The organism is Acinetobacter sp. NIPH 1852 (assembly GCF_022549455.1).
Taxonomy (GTDB): domain Bacteria; phylum Pseudomonadota; class Gammaproteobacteria; order Pseudomonadales; family Moraxellaceae; genus Acinetobacter.
In genome coordinates, this window is sequence record NZ_JAKZGG010000001.1 from 134,601 (window position 1) to 157,577 (window position 22,977).

A 22,977-nucleotide genomic window follows, 5' to 3' on the forward strand; every position below is an offset into this window, starting at 1 on the left:
ATTGCGCATAGTATAAAGGAGCTTGGCGGATTTCTAAAATGTAGTGCGATTGGTCTAAAATTAGGAAGCTTTGATCATTGAGAAAAAGTCCAAAATATAGATAAATGTATTAGGGCTGTTGTTGGTGGTCATAATCAGCACGTGCAATCACGTCAAACGCTGTTCAATGTACAAAAAATAGCGTTACAATGCAGTGTTTTTTGTACGACTACAAACAACTCCTCAACATAAATCAAGGAAAGCATAATCCTATGTCACGTCTTGCCACTCGTTTTGAACAGCTTAAATCTCAGCAACGTAAAGCGCTTGTTTCTTATGTGATGGCAGGTGATCCGCATCCACAGGTAACCGTTCCCTTACTTCACCAAATGGTTGAAGCGGGCGTTGATGTCATTGAATTGGGTTTACCGTTTTCTGACCCAATGGCAGATGGTCCAGTCATTGCCTTAGCCGCTGAACGTGCTTTAGCAGGTGGAACAAATACCTTAGATGCTTTGAATATGGTGAAAGAATTTCGTCAACAAGACCAAACGACACCGGTTGTTTTAATGGGTTATTTAAACCCTGTTGAAGTGATTGGTTATGAAAAGTTTGCAGCTTATGCGAAAGATTGTGGCGTTGATGGTGTTCTTCTCGTGGATTTACCACCCGAAGAATCACAGCAGTTGGGAGACATCTTAAAACAAAATGAGATGGATCAAATCTTCTTGCTTGCACCAACTTCGACAGATCAGCGTATTCAACATGTGGTCAATCAAGCCAGTGGCTTTGTTTACTATGTGTCCCTCAAAGGTGTGACAGGTGCAGCAACATTAGATACCTCAGAAGCAGCAGCGCGGATTGCAAAAATTAAATCTAAAACCAATGTGCCAGTCGGTGTGGGTTTTGGGATTAGTGATGCTGCATCTGCAAAAGCCATGGGACAAGTTGCTGACGCCGTAATTGTAGGTAGTGCTTTCGTTAAATCTTTTGCAACATTGCCAGTCGATGAGGCTGTGCAACAGACGGTGAATAAAGTGAAGGAGCTTCGAGCTGCGCTCGATGAGTTAGTATGAGTCAAGACGTAGAAATCATAACAGGGAAAGTACTTCACCCTGCAACCCCTTGGACGGAGCGTGAAGTTCCTGGGATTCAGGTCGCGGATCAACAACAGATATTCAAAGCGACCTTTACTGAACCGACGATTGAATGTCCTGAGTGTCATGCACTGGTTACTCGTACTGCGATGTCATTCAATGCTTATGTTTGCCCACAATGCGACGAGCATTTACGCATGCGTGCGCGTGATCGTTTGAATTGGTTTTTTGATCAAGTCAATACTGAGTTAGGTCAAGAGTTTAGCGCCAAAGATCCATTGAAGTTTGTAGATACTAAACCTTATCCAGATCGTATGCGTGAAGCACAAGATAAAACGGGTGAGACAGAAGCACTCGTGGTCATGCAAGGTTCTCTGAAAGGTTTAGATTTGATTGCTTGTGCTTTTGAATTTGATTTCATGGGCGGTTCAATGGGTACAGTTGTGGGTGATCGCTTTGTACAAGCGGCTGAACGCGCGATTGAACTGCATCAACCTATGATTTGTTTTGCTGCTTCGGGCGGTGCACGTATGCAAGAAGGGATGTTGTCCCTCATGCAAATGGCACGTACCTCGGCTGTGATTCAAAAAATGAAAGAAGCACGTGTACCTTATGTGGTGGTATTGACGCATCCAGTTTATGGCGGCGTAACTGCATCATTGGCGATGCTGGGTGATGTACATATTGCTGAACCGAAAGCCATGATTGGTTTTGCGGGCAAACGTGTGATTGAACAAACGGTACGTGAAAAACTGGAAGAACCATTCCAACGCGCAGAATATTTACTCGATCATGGTGTGATCGATCAGATTGTTCACCGTCATGCGTTACGTGATACTGTATATCGACTTGTTGCAAAGCTGATGAATTTACCTTGAAACCGCACGACCCACATTCAAAAGACACCCTAACAACATGGCTCGATTATTGGAGCCATGTTCATGTTACAGGCATTGATTTAGGCCTAGAACGTGTCATTCCAGTCGCTGAAAAGTTAGGTGTGATGCAGCCAGATGCGAAAGTATTTACAGTCGCGGGTACCAATGGTAAAGGTTCAACCACAACCACGTTAGCCGCTATTTTAAATGCACAAGGCTATAAAGTTGGTCTCTATCAGTCACCGCATATTTATCGTTTCAACGAGCGTGTGAAGTTGGCTGGCGTGGAAGTCAATGATCAAACTTTGATTGATGCTTTTGTTTTGGTCGATCAAGCCCGCCGTGAATGCGGTTTATCACTTTCTTTCTTTGAAGCAACCACTTTGGCTGCTTTTGTTATTTTTAAACAACAACACTGTGATGTTTGGGTGCTTGAAGTCGGTCTTGGCGGTCGTCTAGATGTGGTCAATGTCATCGATCCTGACATTGCACTCATTACCAATATCGGTTTAGACCATACTGATTGGCTTGGTGATAGCATCGAAAAAATTGCGTTTGAGAAAGCAGGCATTATTCGCCCGAATATTCCCGTCATTTTTGCAGGACAACAACAACTGCCTCAAGCAGTGCAAGATAAAGTGACCGAGACTAAGGCTCACTTGTCTGTTTTAAATCGAGATTATTTTTATCAGCTCAATGATGATGGTCAAACATGGTCATTTGCATCATCAGGAACGACATTACAGCTCCCAGTCGGGCAGTTAGCGCTTGATAATATTTCTACGGCTGTTGCTGCTGTGCTCTTGAGTGGCATAGAAATATCCCAAACAGCAATCGCACAAGGAATTCAGCAAGCGTGTTTGCAAGGTCGTTTTGAAATACGTCAAATTCAAGGTAAAACGGTTGTTTTTGATGCAGGTCACAATCCGCATGGTGTTGAATTTTTATTGAAGCAGTTGCGAAAATTCCTAAAATACAATAAACAGTACACAGAAGTTGTTGCGGTATTTTCAATGTTGGCAGATAAAGACATTGCATCGGTCACTGATTTACTAAAAACAACAGTAAAAAATTGGTTTATTGCTAATTTAGATGTGCCTAGAGCCGCGCCTGTGCAACAGTTACATGATGCATTGCACGGTCAACAGGTGCATGAGTTTGGCAGTATCCAACAAGCTTTTGAAACTGCGCTGAACAAATGTAATAACAATCAGCTGATTTTAGTCTGTGGTTCGTTTCATACCTTAGAAGCGGTCTGGGAGTATTTAGAACAATGTCAATGAATAACAAACAACGCTGGATGGGCGGCGTTGTTTTACTTGGAGGTGGTGTTTTATTGGCAGCATTACTTCTCAAAGGTAATGAAGAAATAGAACAAGACAAGACACAAACTCAGATTGAACACCCAAGTGCTCAAACTGAGTCTAAACCAAAACTTGCACAGCCTCCGCAAGACAGTGAAATGGTATCGTTACAACCCATGGCTGTTGACATTGAAACTGAAAAACGTTTGCTTGAAGAGCAGCGCCAAGCGCGTGAAAAAGCCGTTGCTGAACAAGAAGCGCTTGCGGCTGATTTTTTAAAGATGCAACAAGAAGCAGAAGCTGCTGCCGCACGTAAGGCAGCGGAGGAATATGCTGCAATTAATGCCCGTCGAAATGCTGCACAAGAAAGCTCGGATAATATTCCACCAGAGTTGATTGAAGATGACAAAGTCAAAGCACAACGACTTGCTGAAGAAAAGCGTAAGTTAGAAGAGAAGCGTAAAGCGGACGCAGACAAGAAAGCCGCTGATGATAAACGTAAAGCGGAAGCGGACAAAAAAGTAGCTGAAGATAAACGTAAAGCCGAAGCAGACAAGAAAGCTGCTGAAGATAAGCGTGAAGCGGAAGCAGACAAGAAAGCTGCCGAAGATAAGCGTAAAGCGGAAGCAGACAAGAAAGCTGCCGAAGATAAACGTAAAGCGGAAGCAGATAAGAAAGCTACCGAAGATAAGCGTAAAGCCGAAGCAGACAAGAAAGCTGCTGATGAAAAACGCAAAGCCGAAGAAGATGCGAAGAAGAAAGCAGATGCTGAAAAGGCACGCGAACTTTTGGAAAATGGCGACAAGAACTGGATGGTACAAGTGGCTTTGGCTGCAAACCAAGCCAATGCAGATGCCGTGGTATCCAAGTTAAGAGCGAAAGGCTATAAAGTTACAACCAGCCCAACCTCTAAAGGGATTCGCATCATGGTTGGTCCATCCAAAGACAGAGAAACTGCGGATGCCGCGCGTAAGAAAATTGCGGCAGATGAAAGTTTAAATATGAAATCAGCTTGGGTGATTGACTGGGTGCCACTCGAACAACGTTAAATGGTGATAACCCCCTAGATCAAATCAGGAAAGCTTCACAGGCTTTGTCTCACTGCGACTATTGCATTGAATAGGGGGAATGATGAATACAGGTGTTAGGATAATAGAGCAGGTTGTTTTTGCACCAGATTCTGTTGTTAGTGCATTGTCTGGTGTCGCTTGCGTGGGGGACGACCTCTATTTTGTTGGTGATGATGTTTGTTACTTACTCAAAACGAATCGTAAAAAAAACATGACCAGTGCGACGGTTTTTGAAAAAATTCCGTTATTTGAACCGTCTGAGCGAATACCACTTACCGCATTGAGCAAAGAAAAAAAGCCTGATTTTGAAGCATTAACTTGCATAATCTTTAACGGACAACCACAGCTACTGATTATGGGGTCGGGTTCTACGGACAATCGGAAACAAGCTTTACTCTATAATCCATCCAATAATCAAATTAGAACTTTGTTGGATGCAGTTGATTACCATTTTTTGGAACATAGTTTTGAGTTAACCGGTGGAGCAGGTCTTAATATAGAAGCAGTATGTTCAGACGATCGTCATCTCTATATTTTTCAACGTGGTAATATTAATCGCTGCCATGGTGTTTTAGTGTTTGATTTAGCAAAAATTCAAGAGGGAATTTCGTTAGAAAATGCATTTATAAATTCGCTTAACCTCACATTACCTGAGATTAAAGGTTCAGCAAGTGGCATTTCTGATGCATGTTTTTTAGTGGATAAAAGTTTGATCGTTGCCACTGCTTCAGTTGAACAAACATTAAATACCTATGATGACGGTGTGGTGTTGGGTAGTTTTATGTTGGTGTTCTCGCCTGACGGTAAAACTTTAGATACTCATTTGATTCAGAATGACAAGGGGCAAGCCCTTCCAATTAAAGTCGAAGGTATTACTTGGCTAGAGTCGAGAGACGATGGTGAGGCATTTTTATTGGTAACGGATAGTGATGGCGGCGATTCTGAAGTTTTGACGGTGGTGCTGAGCAGCTCTGCTTTTGCAAAACCGCAAAGTTAAATGGGGGTTGCTTTAAATAGAATTTCATCCCAAACCAAAGTGCTAAGTTAATGGATTCTTCAGTTGCTGTTGAATCCATTTTACATTTTCAGGGCTAAGCAACTGATCAATATTCTTCCAAATGACATGATAGCCGTAGCCACCTTGCTTCATTTCTTGTTTTGCATCATCAATTGACCAGTTTTCGAAGATAATACGATACATTGCGATCGTAGCGCCTGTACGATCAGAGCCATGATAGCAATGTACCAAGACTTTTTGATTGTGTTGTTTTGCTGTTTGAATGGCGCGCATGGCCTGCAAGAGGTCATTACGATTGATCGCCCATGTATAAATTGGAATGTGTACAAGATCAAAGGCTTGATCATTGAGAACATGGGCATCTTTATTCTTCGCTCTGAGGTTAATCACAGTCCCAATCTGATGCTGTTTCAAACTGGCGATTAAATCAGTATCTGGTTGATCGCTACGAAATACATCTGGGCTAATTTGATAAAAATTATGAGTATTGGAAATAAGCGTTCCCCAGTTTTGGGGACGTTGATCGTCACTCAAACTTGGGTGTTTCATACATCCACCTAAGCTTAAACTTGAAACGAGCATAACGGAAATGAGTGTTTTTTTCATGGTAAAGATAGCAATTGAATCTGATCGTACATTGCGCACAAATTAACGCAATATTTCATCACTTTTGAGCGTGATATTGTAATTTTTTCACAATTTCAGTTTGCTAAACTTATTCAATGATTACCTTGCACTTCGATTAAAGCATTCGCTTATCTCTTAACTCACAGCATAGCTGTTCGACTTCTTGCGAAGCTTTAGTCGCTTCTCAGGAACGAGCGTTGCTTGTTTTTATTACTACGCACTTCGTTTGTCTTGCGCTTCGCTTGAAGCCTTTAATCGGCTTCAATCCTCACTCAGGCTGGGGGGTTAATCGTAAATATGGTTTTATCGCTGTATAGCCTTGGGGAAAACGTTGTTTAATTTCTTCTTCATCTTTAAGCGATGGAATAATGACAACATCTTCGCCTTGTTGCCAATTTGCTGGTGTTGCAACCTTATGTTTATCCGTCAACTGTAATGAATCGACTACACGTAACACCTCATTGAAATTTCGACCAGTCGAAGCAGGGTAGGTAATAATCAAGCGAACTTTTTTATTCGGGTCGATAATCACCAACGAGCGAACTGTTAGCGTTTCACTGGCATTGGGGTGAATAAATCCATACAACTCAGAAACCTTACGGTCTTTATCTGCAATAATCGGGAAGTTCACTGTTGTATTTTGGGTTTCATTGATATCTTGAATCCAGCTTTGATGAGATTCAACATCATCTACAGAAAGCGCAATCGCTTTGACTCCACGTTTTATAAACTCATCTTTAAGCTTGGCGGTAAAGCCAAGTTCAGTGGTGCAAACGGGCGTAAAATCTGCTGGGTGTGAAAATAATATCCCCCAGCCATCAGCTAAAAAATCATAAAAATCAAGCGTACCTTCACTTGATTGTTGCTGGAAATTCGGGGCGATGTCGCCTAAACGTAGTGTCATATCAATCCTCAATACATACTTTATGTGGGCTGTCTTTAATATGCAGTATCGACTTTATAAATAAAATGATTGTTTTTTCATATATTTATGATGTTTTTAGATATCGAATAAGTAGAGGGGTTAAAAAATTGATCAGGAATTCACATTTAAATCGGTGTAACTTAAATGCAAATTTGCTACATTAACGCTCTTTGGTTGTGTGATGTCAGAATCGTAGGGCAGATTTTTTTACCTGTTTGAATGTAAAGCCCTTGTAGTTCTTATTTCTGACTCCATAATAACAGCTAAGAAAAAATTACCTATTTAAACTTAAACAAACAGGATTAGAGAGTTCTTCATGTTGGCAAGTCTGATCGGAGGTATCTTCGGTACTAAAAATGAGCGTGAGCTCAAACGTATGCGTAAAATCGTCGAACGAATTAACGCGCTCGAACCGACGGTATCTGTTCTTAACGATGCAGACCTATCTGCAAAAACTCAAGAATTCAAACAACGTTATAAAGACGGTGAAAGTTTAGATCAATTATTGCCTGAAGCATTTGCGGTCTGCCGTGAAGCTGCAAAGCGTGTCATGGGCATGCGTCATTATGATGTGCAGTTGATTGGTGGTATTACCTTGCACGAAGGTAAAATTGCTGAGATGCGTACTGGTGAAGGTAAAACCCTCATGGGTACCTTAGCATGTTACCTCAATACATTGAGTGGACAAGGCGTGCATGTGATCACTGTAAATGATTACTTGGCGCAACGTGATGCTGAGCTTAACCGCCCATTATTTGAGTTTTTAGGTTTAAGCATTGGCGTGATTTATTCCATGCAAATGCCCGATGAAAAAGCACAAGCCTATATCGCCGACATTACTTACGGAACCAACAACGAATTTGGTTTTGACTATTTGCGTGACAACATGGTGTTTTCTCTACAAGAGAAAAAACAACGTGGTTTAAGTTATGCGATTATTGATGAAGTTGACTCCATCCTGATTGATGAAGCACGTACACCATTGATTATTTCTGGGCAAAGTGAAGATTCATCGCATCTTTACCAGTTAATCAATAGTATTCCACCAACATTACGCCCACAGAAAGAAGAAAAAGTGGCTGACGGTGGACACTTTTGGGTTGATGAAAAACAACGTTCAGTTGAAATGACTGAAATCGGTTATGAAACAGTAGAAGATGAACTGATTCGTATGGGTTTATTGGCTGAAGGCGAGAGCTTATATTCAGCAACCAATCTGAACTTGGTTCATCATGTTACGGCTGCGATTCGTGCGCATTATCTGTATCAAAAAAATGTGCACTATATCATCGGTGTAAATCCACAGACTCAAAAAGAAGAAGTCATTATTGTGGATGAAAGCACAGGTCGTACCATGCCTGGTCGCCGTTGGTCAGAAGGTCTGCATCAAGCGGTTGAAGCCAAAGAAGGTATGGAAATTCAACCTGAGAATCAAACGCTTGCTACAACGACATTCCAGAACTATTTCCGTCTCTATAAAAAACTTTCAGGTATGACCGGTACTGCTGATACAGAAGCAGCAGAAATGAAAGAGATTTATGGTTTGGACGTGATCATTATTCCAACGCATCGTCCGATGGTGCGTAAAGATCATAATGACTTAATTTATTTAAATCGTAATGGCAAATATAGTGCCATTATTGAAGAAATTGCCAATATTCGTCAGCAGGGTGTTGCACCGATTCTGATCGGTACGGCAACGATTGAAGCCAGTGAAATCTTATCTTCTAAGTTATTACAGGCGGGTATTCAGCATGAAGTTTTGAATGCAAAACAACATGAGCGTGAAGCCGATATTATTGCCCAAGCAGGTAGCCCAAATGCAGTCACGATCGCCACCAACATGGCAGGTCGTGGTACAGATATTTTGCTAGGTGGTAACTGGAAAGCAAAACTGGCGAAAATTGAAAATCCAACAGCGGAAGATGAAACTCGTTTACAAGCGCAATGGGAAAAAGACCATGAGGATGTTCTAAGTTCTGGTGGTTTGCATATCATTGGTTCTGAGCGTCATGAATCTCGTCGTATTGATAACCAGTTGCGTGGTCGTGCTGGTCGTCAAGGTGACCCAGGTGTATCTCGCTTCTATTTATCGCTTGAAGATGACTTGATGCGTATCTTCGCGGGTGATCGTGTGGTTGCGATGATGCGCGCGATGGGCTTACAAGAAAATGAAGCCATTGAACACAAAATGGTCAGCCGTTCGATCGAAAATGCACAACGTAAAGTTGAAGCACGTAACTTTGATATTCGTAAGAACTTATTGAAGTATGACGATGTTAATAATGAGCAACGTAAGATTATTTATGCTCAGCGTGATGAAGTCCTCACTGAAAGCACTTTACAAGACTACATTGAAGAAATGCACCGAGATGTGATTAAGGGTGTGATTGCAAACTTTATTCCACCAGAATCGGTACATGATCAGTGGGATGTTGAAGGCTTAGAAACTGCTTTACGTACCGATTTGGGCGTTGAATTGCCAGTGCAACAGTGGTTAGACCAAGATCGTCGTTTAGATGAAGAAGGTTTAGTTGCGCGTATTTCTGATGAAATTGTGAACCGCTATCTTCAGCGTCGCGAGCAAATGGGTGCAGAGTCAGCAGTTATGCTGGAGCGTCACTTTATGTTGAATTCACTTGATCGTCACTGGAAAGAGCATTTGGCTGCGATGGATTACTTGCGTCAAGGGATTCATCTACGTGGTTATGCACAGAAAAATCCTGAACAAGAATACAAAAAAGAAGCCTTTAATTTGTTTGTGAATATGTTGGGTGTGATCAAATCTGATGTAGTGACTGATCTATCTCGCGTACATGTTCCGACGGCTGAAGAACTTGCAGAAATGGAAGCACAGCAGCAGCGTCAAGCTGAATCAATGCGTCTTTCTTTTGAGCATGATGAGGTCGATGGTTTAACGGGTGAAGTGACTGCTTCTGAAGAAACAGAACAGCAAAATGCAGTATTCCCAGTGCCTGAGAGTCGCAATGCACCTTGTCCTTGTGGTTCTGGTTTAAAATACAAGCAGTGTCACGGTAAAATCTAAGCTTAGGTTTTATTTGGTCATGATAGAAAAGCAGAGCATAGACTCTGCTTTTTTTACGATAAACTACTTGAGTGGAATCAAGCTTTGTAGTTTTATTAGCAGACTTACAGTTCTTCGTTGAATTGATATTAGAAGCGGGAAGACAATGAAAAAAGCATTACAACTTTTAATTTTAGCAAGTGCGGCGACATCAGGTTTTGCGCTTGCGGCAGATGTTCCACAAACTACGACAGTGGATAAAGTGCAGGCTGCAAAAGGAGAGACTTCTGCTCAAGCACAGGTTAAGCATGATGTCACAACGGTGATCAGTCCACGTACGGGCATTCGCTATACTTTAGGCGATACAGGTAACCGTCCAATCGTGTTGCAAACCGCTGCGATTGCACCAGCAAACTCTGCCAATATCAATCGTATCGTGGCATCAAACCCTGCACTCTCTGAAAAGAGCCAAGAAAAAGCCAAGATTGCTTTAATTGGTGAAGCAGCGGTACAAGCTGCGAATGCAGCAGCTGCACAAACTGCGAGTGCACAAGCACCACAGACAGCAAGCACTCAAACAGCGAAAACAAATTAATTGATCATTTTTCAATAAAAAAGAGATGCTAAGGCATCTCTTTTTTATTTTAATACAAGCCTTTATAAGAGGCTTGGTAATAAAATCAAACCAATAATGATCGCAAACATTAACCATTTTAAAGCATAGTACAGTGGGCGATTGCGTTGTTTTAAGCCACGACCATAGTGGTGAACGGCATAACCATATTTGAAAATACGGTTAATAAAACCAGTCTTATCTTGATCATCATTTGGTGAGCTTGCTGCCGACATAATATTGCGACCAAACCAGTGATTAAATCTTTGCGCCCAGCCCCATTTCATTGGACGTTCAATATCACAGAATAAGATGATCCGAGTTTGATCGGTTTTATTATGTGCCCAATGCACATAGGTTTCATCAAATACAGTGGCTTCACCATCTCTCCAGCTATAGCGCTCCTGATCGACTTCGATAAAGCAATCATCGCTATTGGGCGTCACTAAACCCAAGTGATAACGAACTGAACCTGCATAAGGATCACGGTGTTTACCCAAATAGCTTCCAGATGGAAGTTCAGTAAACATAGCGGCTTTGACTGATGGGATACTTTCTAGTAATGCCACAGTTTTTGGGCAAAGTTGTTGTGCGGAAGGGTGGCTATCCCGATACCATTTCAAATAAAAACGCTTCCAACCACGTTTAAAGAACGTGTTGAAACCTGCATCATTATTTTTTTCAGCGGCTTTGATTTGATTTTGTAGTTGAATCGCTTCTTCCCGAATCACTTGCCAATTATCTTGTAGTGGTTTGAGTTCAGGGAATTGCGCCACATCAAAAAATGGCTGGTTCGGTAACTTCGAGAAACCAGTCATAAACATATTGATAGGCGCTAAGAAGGTCGAATGATCGAATAATTGTCGAGATGCTTTTAATCGCTCTTTGCCACGATAATATGTATATAAAAAACTGACTAAAAATACGGCAACGATAATCACTGCGTACATAAGTGCAATCATCTAGAAAATGGGAGGCGGCCATTTTAGCATAAAAAATATTGTGTAGAATGTTGCGATAAAATCAATTTTATTGATTGCCGCGCCATGCGATGAATGGATGCCAATTCGTTGATTTTTTGTATATTTATTTAAACCTCCCTTGTGTAAGGGAGGTGTATTTTCGACGAAAGACGTGATTAAACTTGGTTATTTACATCGTCATGTTTAGTCTCACGCATCATTAAAAATGCGATCAACGATAAAATTGAAGCCAAGCTGAGATACAAACCCACCGCACCAAGTCCATAACTTTCAGCCAGTTTGGTTGCAATATAAGGTGCAAATGAAGCACCAAAAATGCCAGCCAAGTTAAAGGTCAACGCTGAGCCAGTGTAGCGGACTGAAGTTGGGAAAAGTTCAGACAAAATTGTACCGATTGGACCGTAGGTGAGTCCCATGATCGAAAGACCAATACATAAGAATAAAAATACCAGTATTGGATTACCTGAATCGAGTAGGGGCGCAAAACACAATCCAAATAAAGCAGAAAGTATGCAGACTGCGATGGAGGTTTTTCTACGACCAAATTTCTCTGCGAGAATGGCTGCTATCGGAATAAATGCAGCAAAACATAAGGTGGCAACCAGTTGTAGCTGAAGAAAATCTCCACGTGCATAACCGAGTTTGGTGGTTCCCCAGTTCAGCGCAAATACCGTTGTCAGGTAGAACACCACAAAAGTACAAATCGCAGCAACTGTGCCGAGTACCAACATTTTGAAGTGTTTGGTCATGACTTCTTTGAAGGGTACATTCACTTCTTTTTGCTTATCTAAGACCTTTTGGAAAGCAGGCGTTTCATGCAGTTTTAAACGAATATATAAACCGACTAACACCAGTACTGCACTGGCGATGAACGGAATACGCCAGCCCCATTGCATAAAGGCTTGTTCCGACATAAATGCATTCAGTAATAGAAATGAACCTGTTGCAAGGATAAAGCCGATCGGTGCACCCAATTGAGGGAACATTCCATACCAAGCGCGTTTTCCTTCAGGCGCATTTTCAGTGGCGAGTAAAACCGCACCACTCCACTCACCACCTAAGCCTAAACCTTGTCCTAAACGACATAAGGCGAGCAGTAGAGGTGCTGCAATACCAATTTGTACATAGGTTGGCAGTAAGCCGATGCAGACGGTTGAAATCCCCATGGTGAGCAAGGCAGCAACCAAGGTTGCCTTACGTCCGATTCGATCACCTAAATGTCCAAAAACTGCAGCACCAATTGGTCGGGCAATAAAGGCAAGTGCGAAAGTTGCAAGGGATTGTAATACGGCTGCGCCATCGCTACTTTCAGGGAAAAAGAGATGGGGGAAAACCAGTACTGCGGCTGTGGCGTAGATATAAAAGTCAAAAAACTCAATCGTAGTACCAACCAGACTGGCAAATAATACCCGTACTTTTGAATTACTTGCCACTTCAGGGGTGGCAGCCGTAGCGTTTGACGACATACAAGACCTTAATTCTCATTATCCAAGACATAGATAGATGTATTGTTTGGATATTCCTTTTTTAATGCGGAGTTTACTCAGGAAACCTGATGTTATGGAGCGCGTATTTATTGGTGCTCATCATAGGACATAACAGTAGATCGCTAAAAAATGTAACCCTGCTCCTAGCAGCACAAAAACATGCCAAATTGCGTGGCTATATCTTACCTTTTTTAAGGCATAAAACAATGTACCGACGGTATAAGCCAGTCCACCTGCGATTAATAGCTCTAGCGCCTCTCGAGAGAGATAGAGTTGCATATCATCCATCAGTAGAACAGCGAGCCAGCCCATGACCAAATACGCTGCCAGTGAAAGCTTTTGGAAACGGTGAATCAACACTAATTTAAACAGTGTTCCGATCATTGCGATGACCCAAAGTGCAATAAGTAGGTAATGTGCTTTTGCCGTTGGAATCGCGATACTTAAAAAGGGGGTATATGTCCCTGCGATGAGATAATAAATTGCGGTATGATCTAGTTTTTTATACCAATATCGTTTGTTTTCATCTTGGGCGAAGTGGTAGAGCGTTGAGCTAAGGAGTAATAGCACTAGACTAAAACCATAGATCCATAAACTCATCCATTGAGCTAAAGGGAGATAGTAACCTTTGATAATGAGAAAAATTGAGGCAATTAAAGCGAATATTGCGCCAATAGCATGACTATAAGCGTTTAGTCGTTCTTCTTTTGGATCATAATCCAACAGTGAGTTCATGTTCATGGCAATATGCTTTGCATAAAAATACGACTGTATCGTAATGCAATTTCCCTTTTAAAGTAAGACGCTTTAAAATTTAGTTTCTATTTGTTAGGTTTTCATTATGTTTGCGCCGATTTTTTCTTTTGAACAAGAACAGCAGTTTTTTCTAGAAGTACAGCAAGCTATTGAAAATAGAAGTTTTGATCGCCTGATTCTCAGTCAATATAAAGGTGAGTTGGCTGATTTAGAGAAAATGACGTTTCGGATTATTGAGCTGCAAGGGCAGGCGGTTTTGTCCTGTTTATATCACCATAAGACGCAAGACATCACCAAGAACTATACTATGGACGAGGGTGTAGAGAGAATTGCAGCATTATTAGCTCAGTCTAAGCAGGCGAATTTATTTAGCGCAACACAAGAGATTCAACTCAAGAAAAATAAAAAGAAAGCCATGTTAAATGCACAGAAAAAACAGGCAACAGGCATCGTTGAACAACAGCACAATCGTGAAAAGCAACGTTATATTCAACAGCAAAGTCCGTTCTTAACGCATTTAGGTATTACCGATGCCAATGGCCAAATTATTCCAAGCATGGCGCGTAAATGGAAACAGATTAATAAGTTTATCGAGATCTTTTCCAATGCCTATGAGCAAATTGATGCCTCACAACAAGCATTGAAGATCGTTGATTTTGGTTCAGGTAAAGGCTATTTAACGTTTGCCTTATATGATTATTTACAAGCACAAGGCAAGACACCACTGATTACTGGGGTTGAACTCCGCTCAAACTTGGTTGAGTTTTGTCAGAAAGTGGCTGATGAGGTAGGATTTAATCACCTCGATTTCTTTGAGGGAGACGTACGTAGTTATCAACCTGATGAGCGAGGATTAAATGAAGCATCGCTTCATCCGAGCGCAAGGCGAGAACCTCGTTCGAGTGACTTAGATGTGATGATCGCACTACATGCCTGTGATGTGGCAACGGATTTTGCGATTCATACAGGGATCCGTCTCAATGCTTCGATGATCATGTGTGCACCGTGCTGTCATAAAGAATTAAGACCACAACTCAAGAGTCCAGAAGTGTTGCAACCGATGTTGCAATTTGGGATTCATGCAGGGCAACAGGCAGAAATGCTTACAGATACTTTACGTGCTTTGTTGCTTAAGGCGTATGGCTATGAAACCAAAGTTTTTGAGTTCGTGTCTTTGGAACATACCAGTAAAAACAAGATGATCTTGGCGACCAAGCGTAAAAATGTTCAACAACCCGACCCTAAGATCATGCAACAAATTCAAGCCTTGAAAACCATGTATGGCATTGAAAAACAAAGTTTGGAGTTGTTGTTGCAAGATCAAATGCCAATCGAGAACTTGGGTTGTAAATGTTAATTCAAACTGAGAAAGATATGTTTAAAGTTGAAAATGGGCAATGGAGTCAATTGCAGCTACAGCAAGACGCTAAATTCATTCGAGAATTGGTCTTTATTCAGGAACAGAATATTCCTGAACAAGATGAATGGGATGATCAAGATCCAGTGTCACAACATTTTGTGGTTTATGACCAAGATCGAGCGATTGCGACGGCTCGGTTATTGCCAGATCATCATCTAGGACGTGTTGCGGTACTACCAGAATATCGAGGGCAGGGCATCGGGCGATTGATCATGCTTGACATGATTGCTTATGCCAAATCCCAAAATCGACCATTGTTACATCTTTCTGCACAAACGCATGCGACTTCATTTTATGAAAAGCTTGGATTTACGGTGCAAGGTGATGAATATGATGAGTGTGGTATTCCGCATATTGAAATGATGATGCCAATCATCAAATAAGTCGAGTCAGCAGGTGAACTCATCACTTATTTGATTGCTTGGTTTAGCTTTGAATGGGTATTAAGGATGTTGATGTTGTTCCGCAACTTCTGAGGCTGCGGAATGGCTATGGTTCAGCTCTTTTTCTTGTTGAATTTTACGTTGAGCGCCGGGCATATAGTCAGGCTCTTGGGTCATCGCCAAATAGAAAAAGCTTAAAAAGATCGTGCTTAATATCCCAACAATGATGACAAACTTCCATCCCAATACCGTTTCATTTGAATCTTTTTGTGGGGATGGTTGATTGCTCATAAGAGATTCCAAATATAAAAATGTGATTTTGCGCCTTTTTTATATCCGTTGACAAGGGGGAGACTTGTAGAGGTTTATGCTTTGTTGTGCAATACCTTAAATAGACTTCTTACACGATTCCTTGTGCTCCTCCCGATAGAAGAAACACAAAGAGGGTGTGATTAATGTTGGAAGCGATCTAATCGTTTCTTTTGTTTAGCTTAAAAATTCGGAAGATTATCGGGTCTAAAGAGAATGCCAGTCTTCAATGGCTTTTAGACCTGTTTCGACGCCGACGTCATAACTATAGCGAATCTTCGCTTTATTTTTGGAAAGTCGACTTGCCATGTTTTTTAAATCAGGTGGGCAGACTTCTAGGATTTTTTGTTCCGATGACGAGCGTACGAAATTGACCGCATCATTATAACGTTGGGTTCTTGCTAGTAGACTTTGAGCAAAACCACGTTGTTGTTTAAATAAATATTTCGCCAAAAACTGATCGCCTTTGCTACTGGCTTTATAGTAATTCTTAGGACGCGTTCGCAATACCATCAGTTTGGAAACATGATCTTGTTTGGCTGCCCAATGCACAGGCAATGCATCTGCCACCCCACCGTCAAAGTAAGGTTCACCAAAGACCTCAACGGCCTGACGTGTCAGCACAGGAATAGAACTGGATGCTCTTAACCCATCAAGAATATTGTCTCTAGAAGCTCTGATATAGGTTGCTTCACCTGAAATGGCATGGGTCAGCACCATATAAAATTCTGGATGATTGGAAAATAGATGGCTTTGATTTAGTGGATGCTCTTTTTCTACTACATCCCACATCCATTTTAAATCGAGTAAGTCACCGCCTTTGAAAAAGCGACCGTAATGGATAAATTCAGAACGAAGGGAGTGATCTAAACAAATTTCTAATGTGCGACCGTGTTGGGCTGCAAGATAATTTGCAACATTGGTTGAGCCTGAGGAAACGCCAATACACAGATCGAAAGGATTAAATTGTTGCTGTAAAAATGCATCTAAGACACCGCTGGTAAATGCACCACGCATTCCACCACCTTCAACGACGAGTGCCTGACGATTTTGTTGAAGCATTGAAAATCTCGAATAACATGATAAATCCCTGTTTAACACGGATTTATCATGTTCGACAATAGCACTTTAGTGCTGATGATGCTCTGATTCAGGGGCAACTGTTGCTGCCGCATTTTTTTTAGCCGCTTCTAATGCTTCTGGAGACATTGCAGGTGCTGTTTTCAATGCATGTTGTTGGCTACTGGTTTGTTTGTGACTTGGCATATAGTCAGGTTCGTTGGTAATCGCTAAGTAAAAAATAACCATAAAAACAAAGCTTAGAATGATCGTGATAATCAGCGCTTTCCACCCCCAAGGTGAAGTTTCTGGGCACAATTTCTCAGACATAAGACAAATTTCCAAAGGACAAAAAATAAGGCAGAATTAGGAGAATTTATAGCATATTTTGTGATGTATTAGGCAGAAGTTTTGCAGTGATTTTGTCGAATAGTAAAAAGCCCATATCGATCATGACGATCGATATGGGCTTTAACTTATTATAAAGAAATCAATTATTGGATGATTTCTTTCTTTTGTGCTTTGTCTTTCAACAATTGTGGTGGATTGAAACGTTCACCATATTGAGCAGCCAATTGTTCAGCACGTTGCAATGATTTTTCAATACCATTCTGATTTAAGAACTGAATCGCACCGCCAGTCCACGGTGCAAAACCAATTCCAAAAATCGAGCCGACATTGGCATCAATCACAGATTCCAAAACGCCTTCTTCATAACAACGCAAAGTATCAAGTGCTTGAACAAACAAGAAGCGATCAATCATTTCTTGTTCAGAAATGTCATTGTCTTTGCTCCAACGGCTGAGGCCATCCCATAGATGCTTTTTACCACTTTCAGGATATTCATAGAAACCTGCACCCGCAGCTTTACCTTTACGGTCTAACTCGTGAACCATGCTGTGTACCACATCATCCACAGGTGTTTTTGGTAGGTCTTTGCCTTCGGCTTGTAGTGCTTTACGAGTTTCATTGGTAATGTGTTCAGTCAAGGTGAGTGACACTTCATCCTGAATGGCGAGCGGACCAACGGGCATACCTGCTTTCAGTGCCGCCATTTCAATTTTGGCAGGGTGTACACCTTCAGCCAGTAAGCGCATACCTTCTTGAATAAACGTACCAAACACACGACTGGTAAAGAAGCCACGACTATCATTCACTACAATTGGGATTTTGCCAATTTGTTGAACGAAGTCATAGGCTTTCGCTAAAGTCTCAGCAGATGTGTTTTTGCCTTTGATAATTTCAACCAATTGCATTTTGTCGACTGGGCTAAAGAAGTGTAAGCCAATAAATGCTTTGTCATCTTTGCTAGCTTGCGCTAAACCCGTGATAGGTAATGTCGAGGTATTTGATGCAAAAATACCACCTTCTGCTAAATACTGTTCAGCTTCTTGGGTGACTTTGGCTTTGAGTGCTTGATTCTCAAACACTGCTTCAATAATCAAATCACAGCCTTGTAGGTCTGCTGCATCTGCTGTGGCGGTAATCAATGCTAAAACCTGATCACGTTTTTCCGCAGTCATACGACCTTGTGAAACGCGTTTATCCAATAGTTTCTGCGAATAAGCTTTGCCTTTTTCTGCATTTTCGACAGATACGTCTCTGAGTACTACAGGTGTGCCTTTGATCGCGGTTGAATAGGCAATACCTGCACCCATCATACCTGCACCAAGTACACCGACTTTGCTCGCTTGCCATTTTGCGACATCGGCAGGACGACTTGCGCCTGACTTGATCGCATTCAGACCATGCCAAAAAGTACCAATCATATTCTTGGCGACATTACCAATTGTTAATTGGGCAAAGTAGCGAGATTCGATGCGTAAAGCGGTATCCACATCAACTTGTGCACCTTCAACTGCCGCTGCCATGATGGCTTCAGGTGCAGGGTAGCAGCCTTTGGTTTTATCACGCAGCATGGCTGGTGCAATCGCAAGCACTTGAGCGACTGCTGGGGTTTTTGGATCACCACCCGGGATTTTGTAGCCTTTGACATCAAAGGGTTGTTGATACTTTGGATTGGCTTTAACCCAAGCAATAGCTTTATCTAACAGCTCTTGTTCATTCTCAGCCGTGTCATGTATTAAACCGAGAGATTTTGCTTTATCTACACCAAATTGTTTTCCTTCCATAAGGAATGGAAAGGCATTTTGTAAGCCGAGTAGGCGTACCATACGGACAATACCACCACCGCCCGGAAGTAAGCCTAAAGTCACTTCAGGTAAACCAAACTTGCTTTTCGGGTCATTGATAGCAATACGATAGTGACAGCCTAAAGCGATTTCCCAACCACCGCCAAGTGCCGTGCCGTTTAAAGCAGCAACGACAGGCACACCTAACGTTTCAATGCTGCGCAAGTCGCCTTTGAGCTTTTCAATCATGTTGAAAAATTCAGTGGCATGTTCAGGTTGAACCTGAATCAGTTCATCAAGATCGCCGCCAGCAAAGAAGGTTTTCTTGGCTGAACGGAAAATAACACCTTTGAGATCAGTTTCAGCTTTGAGTTTTTGACTCACTTCATTCAATGAATCACGGAACTCTGCATTCATGGTATTGGCAGATTGACCAGATGAATCAAGGGTAAGAATTACAATATTGTCAGCGTTTTTTTCGTATTTAATAGCGCTCATACATCATCGTCCAATATTTTATGAGCTTAATCGTAAGTGACCTGCATAAGTAAATATAAGCATCGCAGCGTCTTGTTAAGCTCTTATCTAATTTTAGGATAAACCTTCGGTTCGACCTACTTTTGTTTCGTCAAAAGTAGGCAAAACCATTGTCATTCGCAAAACCTGAGGTACGAATAGCAAAGATTAATAATCTTTGCCGTACCGCAAGGCGAAAGCTATGCTTGAGCATAAACTACGCACTTTGTTTGTCTTGCGCTGAGCCAAAGCTTTAGCCGCTTTGGCTTGCTCAGGTTGCGAATGACGTTTCCGAGTCTCATATTTCAGGGAGGTTTTGAGTGATTTACACCAACTCAATAATGGTAGCGATGCCCATACCACCACCAACACATAAAGTTGCCAGACCACGTTTTTTGCCTTGACGCTCTAATTCATCAAGTAAAGTGCCTAAGATCATTGCACCAGTTGCACCCAATGGATGGCCCATTGCGATTGCACCACCATTAACGTTGACTTTCTCAGCAGGAACTTTAAGTTCAGTGATAAAACGCATAACCACTGCGGCAAAAGCTTCATTCACTTCAAACAGGTCAATGTCATCAATGGTTAAGCCAGCTTTGGCTAATGCTTTACGTGCAGCAGGTGCAGGACCAGTCAGCATAATGGTTGGATCTGTACCCACCAATGCGGTTGCAAGTACTTTGGCACGAGGTTTTAAGCCTTGTTCTTTGACTGCTTTTTCAGAAGCAAGCAATACAACTGCTGCACCATCCACGATACCTGATGAGTTACCTGCGTGATGCACATGGTTAATTTTTTGCGCTTCAGGATATTTCTGTAGTGCAACGGCATCAAAACCCATTTGTCCCATCATTTCAAAGCTGGCATTCAGTTTTGCCAAACCTTCAACGGTGGTGTTGCCTCGAATGAACTCGTCTTTGTCTAAAATCATTACGCCTGAATGATCTTTAACAGGGATGACTGATTTATCGAAATAGCCATTTGCTTGTGCCGCTGCTGCTTTTTGTTGTGAAGCCACAGCAAAAGCATCGACATCTTCGCGGCTATAACCATCAAGCGTTGCAATCAAATCAGCGCCAACACCTTGAGGAACAAAAGATGATTTTAAGTTGGTTTCAGGATCAAGCGCCCATGGACCACCATCTGAACCCATTGGAATACGTGACATTGACTCAACGCCACCAGCAACCACGATATCTTCCCAACCTGAACGTACTTTTTGTGCTGCCATATTTACGGCTTCTAAACCAGATGCACAGAAACGGTTGATTTGGACACCTGCAACATCATCATTCCAACCCGCTGCAATCGCTGCGGTTTTGGCAATATCACCGCCTTGGTCAGCAACAGGAGTTACACAACCTAAAACGATATCATCGACTTTTGAGGTATCGAGTTGATGGCGTTGTTGTAATTCATTCAGTAATGTTGTGAGTAAAGTAATAGGTTTGACTTCATGCAGTGAGCCGTCTTTTTTTCCTTTTCCGCGTGGTGTGCGAATGGCATCAATAATATAGGCCTCGCTCATAGCTTTTCCTTGTGTCACCTTAAAATTGTTGTGTATTGAGTGTACTCAATTTAAATGTCAGTGCAATGATGATAAACATTGGCAAATCTGATGTTTTTCGCCAATTTACTGGATTGTCTAATAAGTGAATTGTTTAGTAAAATAGACAGCCATAATTCAACCCAATTATCTTGATGAAATTCATTAATGTTGTAGGAACAACTGCTTCTGGCAAAACAACGTTTTCCCGTCAGTTAGCACAAAAACGAGGATTCATGCTTATCGAAATGGATGACTTATTTTGGTTGGATGATTGGCAAGAAACATCAGATGATGAATTTTTTTCTAAATTGCAAAAGCAAATGGACCAAGCAAAAGATGGATGGGTTTTGGATGGTAACTATTCACGGACTCAAAATATAAAATTAAAGTATATTGATACGATTATTTGGTTGGATTATTCATTTTCTTTAAATCTTTATCGTTCATTAAAACGAGCAATCATCCGAGCTGCTACGCAAAAAAGATTATGGGCTAATTCTAACAATCGAGAAAGTTTTAGGAAAAGTTTTCTATCTAAAGATTCCATCATCTTATGGATGATGAATCATCATGCCAAAAATCGAAAGAAATATTTAGAAATGATGCAAAATCCCAAATATCAGCATATTCGATTTATTCGTTTAACTTCACCTAAGCAGGCGGCAGTATTTTTACAGCAGATTATGGATATGTCGGAATGACATCTTATTTATCCAAAAAGGATAGAGCAGTGGTTAATCGCAGAAGAATAAATAGCCTGAATATTCTCAGGCTATCTATAAAATTGATTAAGAATGATGTCCATGCAACTGGCGATATAAACCCGGCGTGACACCTGTCCATTTCTTGAAGGCACGGTGGAAAGTACTGGTTTCACTAAAGCCGACTTGTTGAGCAACATCTTCAAGGGTGAGATTCGGCGTCAACAATAAGTGAATCGCAGCGTCACGACGTAATGCGTCTTTCACACCTTGATAACTCTTACCTTCGGCAGCTAAACGACGACGCAAGGTTTGTGGAGATAAATACAACATTGACGCAACATCATTGAGTGTCGGCATCTCTTCGCCGATTTGGCTTTTTAGCACATCACGAATACGTGACGTCAGCGAGTTGGTGTTTTTGAATTTCACCAATAACTGAGCTGGCGCAGCTTTCAAGAATTCTTCCAAGGTTTTGTCATCTTGACGAATGGGTAAATCAAGATAATCTGCGGCAAAAGTAATTTCGGTGCGTGGTGCGTCGAATTGCATCACAGGCGCAAAAAACAGTGCATCATATTCATCGGCATGATTTGGACGTTCATAACCAAAATGAACACGTTCTAATGGTAAACGACGTTCAATCAACCATGAGGCAAGTCCATGCCAAATCATCAACATACTTTCAGTGATGAAATGATCTGGGTCTAATGCTTTAGGAATATGTGGAACCAAACGCGCTTCATGTTTATCGCGTTCTAAGCTTACTGACCATTCATCACCAAACAGTTTGTAGAATTGGGATGACAGCTCAAGTGCTTGTCCAAGTGTCTTCGAGTGAATTATTAATTGGCACATGATGGCAAATGTACCTAAACGACGCGGTTGGACATCGAAACCAACATGCTCGTCTTGGGTGACCATCCATAACATTTTGACAAAGCGAGTGTACTGCTCTGGGGAGATCCGTGCTTTGGGTTGTCGCAGCAGCTCAGCCTCTATACCGACATGTGAAAGTAATGTTTCAACGTCCATGCCTAGGCGTTTTACACCTGTTAAAGCCGCATTCACGAAGTGGATGCTGATCGTATCACGGCTCATATTGAATCCTTCAGTTTCTTTACTATTCACGATAATTGACCT

Annotated in this window: 21 protein-coding genes; 10 read left to right on the top strand and 11 right to left on the bottom strand. The window is 41.6% G+C overall.

The annotated features are described in order from the left end of the window. Nucleotides 1-251: 251 nt before the first annotated feature. The 5 genes from trpA (at nt 252) to MMO38_RS00735 (ending at nt 5,325) form a co-directional block, all read left to right on the top strand. On the top strand, nt 252-1,055 hold the full coding sequence (gene trpA, locus MMO38_RS00715) for a tryptophan synthase subunit alpha (protein WP_005195347.1): 804 nt from the start codon (nt 252-254) through the stop codon (nt 1,053-1,055). Then, nucleotides 1,052-1,954, top strand: coding sequence for an acetyl-CoA carboxylase, carboxyltransferase subunit beta (accD, locus tag MMO38_RS00720; protein WP_005195349.1), 903 nt, complete (start codon nt 1,052-1,054; stop codon nt 1,952-1,954). Before trpA ends, accD begins: the two co-directional genes overlap by 4 nt. Then, a complete protein-coding gene (gene folC / locus MMO38_RS00725; protein WP_241322093.1) occupies nt 1,951-3,237 on the top strand; it encodes a bifunctional tetrahydrofolate synthase/dihydrofolate synthase in 1,287 nt (428 codons plus the stop codon). The genes accD and folC overlap by 4 nt, the downstream gene beginning before the upstream one ends. Further along, nucleotides 3,228-4,307 carry an SPOR domain-containing protein gene (locus MMO38_RS00730; RefSeq protein WP_241322094.1) on the top strand — a complete coding sequence of 360 codons (1,080 nt, stop codon included), beginning with the start codon at nt 3,228-3,230 and terminating at the stop codon, nt 4,305-4,307. Before folC ends, MMO38_RS00730 begins: the two co-directional genes overlap by 10 nt. An 82-nt stretch (nt 4,308-4,389) precedes the next feature. Next, nucleotides 4,390-5,325: a hypothetical protein gene (locus MMO38_RS00735; RefSeq protein WP_241322096.1), complete on the top strand. Its 936-nt coding sequence runs from the start codon at nt 4,390-4,392 to the stop codon at nt 5,323-5,325. Nucleotides 5,326-5,367: 42 nt separating this feature from the next. Here MMO38_RS00735 and MMO38_RS00740 read toward each other — a convergent pair whose 3' ends face one another. Together MMO38_RS00740 and MMO38_RS00745 are read right to left on the bottom strand one after the other, a co-directional pair. Beyond that, a complete protein-coding gene (locus MMO38_RS00740) occupies nt 5,368-5,952 on the bottom strand; it encodes a dual specificity protein phosphatase family protein (protein WP_241322098.1) in 585 nt (194 codons plus the stop codon). A gap of 289 nt (nt 5,953-6,241) precedes the next feature. Continuing rightward, on the bottom strand, nt 6,242-6,877 hold the full coding sequence (locus tag MMO38_RS00745) for a peroxiredoxin (protein ID WP_241322099.1): 636 nt from the start codon (nt 6,875-6,877) through the stop codon (nt 6,242-6,244). 337 nt (nt 6,878-7,214) lie between these two features. Between MMO38_RS00745 and secA the strand changes: the two genes are divergently transcribed. Both secA and MMO38_RS00755 read left to right on the top strand, forming a co-directional pair. Beyond that, on the top strand, nt 7,215-9,944 hold the full coding sequence (gene secA / locus MMO38_RS00750) for a preprotein translocase subunit SecA (RefSeq protein ID WP_121928709.1): 2,730 nt from the start codon (nt 7,215-7,217) through the stop codon (nt 9,942-9,944). A 145-nt stretch (nt 9,945-10,089) separates the two neighbouring features. Continuing rightward, nucleotides 10,090-10,518 (top strand): hypothetical protein, encoded by a 429-nt coding sequence (locus MMO38_RS00755; RefSeq protein ID WP_241322101.1) that lies wholly within the window; start codon nt 10,090-10,092, stop codon nt 10,516-10,518. Nucleotides 10,519-10,580: 62 nt separating this feature from the next. Here the strand turns inward: MMO38_RS00755 and lpxO are convergent, their stop codons facing one another. From lpxO to MMO38_RS00770, 3 genes are all read right to left on the bottom strand, one after another. Then, nucleotides 10,581-11,486 (bottom strand): lipid A hydroxylase LpxO, encoded by a 906-nt coding sequence (gene lpxO, locus MMO38_RS00760; protein WP_034594925.1) that lies wholly within the window; start codon nt 11,484-11,486, stop codon nt 10,581-10,583. Between the two features lie 188 nt (nt 11,487-11,674). Beyond that, on the bottom strand, nt 11,675-12,985 hold the full coding sequence (locus MMO38_RS00765) for an MFS transporter (protein ID WP_004669500.1): 1,311 nt from the start codon (nt 12,983-12,985) through the stop codon (nt 11,675-11,677). Between the two features lie 120 nt (nt 12,986-13,105). Then, on the bottom strand, nt 13,106-13,747 hold the full coding sequence (locus tag MMO38_RS00770; RefSeq protein ID WP_241322105.1) for a hemolysin III family protein: 642 nt from the start codon (nt 13,745-13,747) through the stop codon (nt 13,106-13,108). Nucleotides 13,748-13,847: 100 nt separating this feature from the next. Between MMO38_RS00770 and MMO38_RS00775 the strand changes: the two genes are divergently transcribed. Together MMO38_RS00775 and MMO38_RS00780 are read left to right on the top strand one after the other, a co-directional pair. After that, a complete protein-coding gene (locus MMO38_RS00775; protein WP_241322107.1) occupies nt 13,848-15,119 on the top strand; it encodes an SAM-dependent methyltransferase in 1,272 nt (423 codons plus the stop codon). Between the two features lie 17 nt (nt 15,120-15,136). Then, on the top strand, nt 15,137-15,565 hold the full coding sequence (locus MMO38_RS00780; RefSeq protein ID WP_241322269.1) for a GNAT family N-acetyltransferase: 429 nt from the start codon (nt 15,137-15,139) through the stop codon (nt 15,563-15,565). A gap of 60 nt (nt 15,566-15,625) precedes the next feature. On the opposite strand, the gene MMO38_RS00785 is transcribed toward MMO38_RS00780, so the two are convergent. From MMO38_RS00785 to MMO38_RS00805, 5 genes are all read right to left on the bottom strand, one after another. After that, on the bottom strand, nt 15,626-15,856 hold the full coding sequence (locus MMO38_RS00785) for a hypothetical protein (RefSeq protein ID WP_005195365.1): 231 nt from the start codon (nt 15,854-15,856) through the stop codon (nt 15,626-15,628). 225 nt (nt 15,857-16,081) lie between these two features. Beyond that, the gene (locus tag MMO38_RS00790; RefSeq protein ID WP_241322108.1) at nt 16,082-16,936 is read right to left on the bottom strand and encodes a patatin family protein; all 855 of its coding nucleotides are present in this window, start codon (nt 16,934-16,936) and stop codon (nt 16,082-16,084) included. A gap of 66 nt (nt 16,937-17,002) precedes the next feature. Continuing rightward, entirely contained in the window at nt 17,003-17,263 is a 261-nt protein-coding gene (locus MMO38_RS00795) for a hypothetical protein (RefSeq protein WP_004669488.1), read from the bottom strand. A gap of 164 nt (nt 17,264-17,427) precedes the next feature. Further along, on the bottom strand, nt 17,428-19,563 hold the full coding sequence (locus MMO38_RS00800) for a 3-hydroxyacyl-CoA dehydrogenase NAD-binding domain-containing protein (protein WP_241322110.1): 2,136 nt from the start codon (nt 19,561-19,563) through the stop codon (nt 17,428-17,430). Nucleotides 19,564-19,906: 343 nt separating this feature from the next. Beyond that, nucleotides 19,907-21,112 (bottom strand): acetyl-CoA C-acetyltransferase, encoded by a 1,206-nt coding sequence (locus tag MMO38_RS00805; protein ID WP_241322112.1) that lies wholly within the window; start codon nt 21,110-21,112, stop codon nt 19,907-19,909. Between the two features lie 173 nt (nt 21,113-21,285). Between MMO38_RS00805 and MMO38_RS00810 the strand changes: the two genes are divergently transcribed. Further along, on the top strand, nt 21,286-21,834 hold the full coding sequence (locus MMO38_RS00810) for an AAA family ATPase (RefSeq protein ID WP_241322113.1): 549 nt from the start codon (nt 21,286-21,288) through the stop codon (nt 21,832-21,834). Nucleotides 21,835-21,921: 87 nt separating this feature from the next. On the opposite strand, the gene MMO38_RS00815 is transcribed toward MMO38_RS00810, so the two are convergent. Next, on the bottom strand, nt 21,922-22,935 hold the full coding sequence (locus MMO38_RS00815; RefSeq protein WP_004664725.1) for an AraC family transcriptional regulator: 1,014 nt from the start codon (nt 22,933-22,935) through the stop codon (nt 21,922-21,924). Nucleotides 22,936-22,977: the final 42 nt, after the last annotated feature.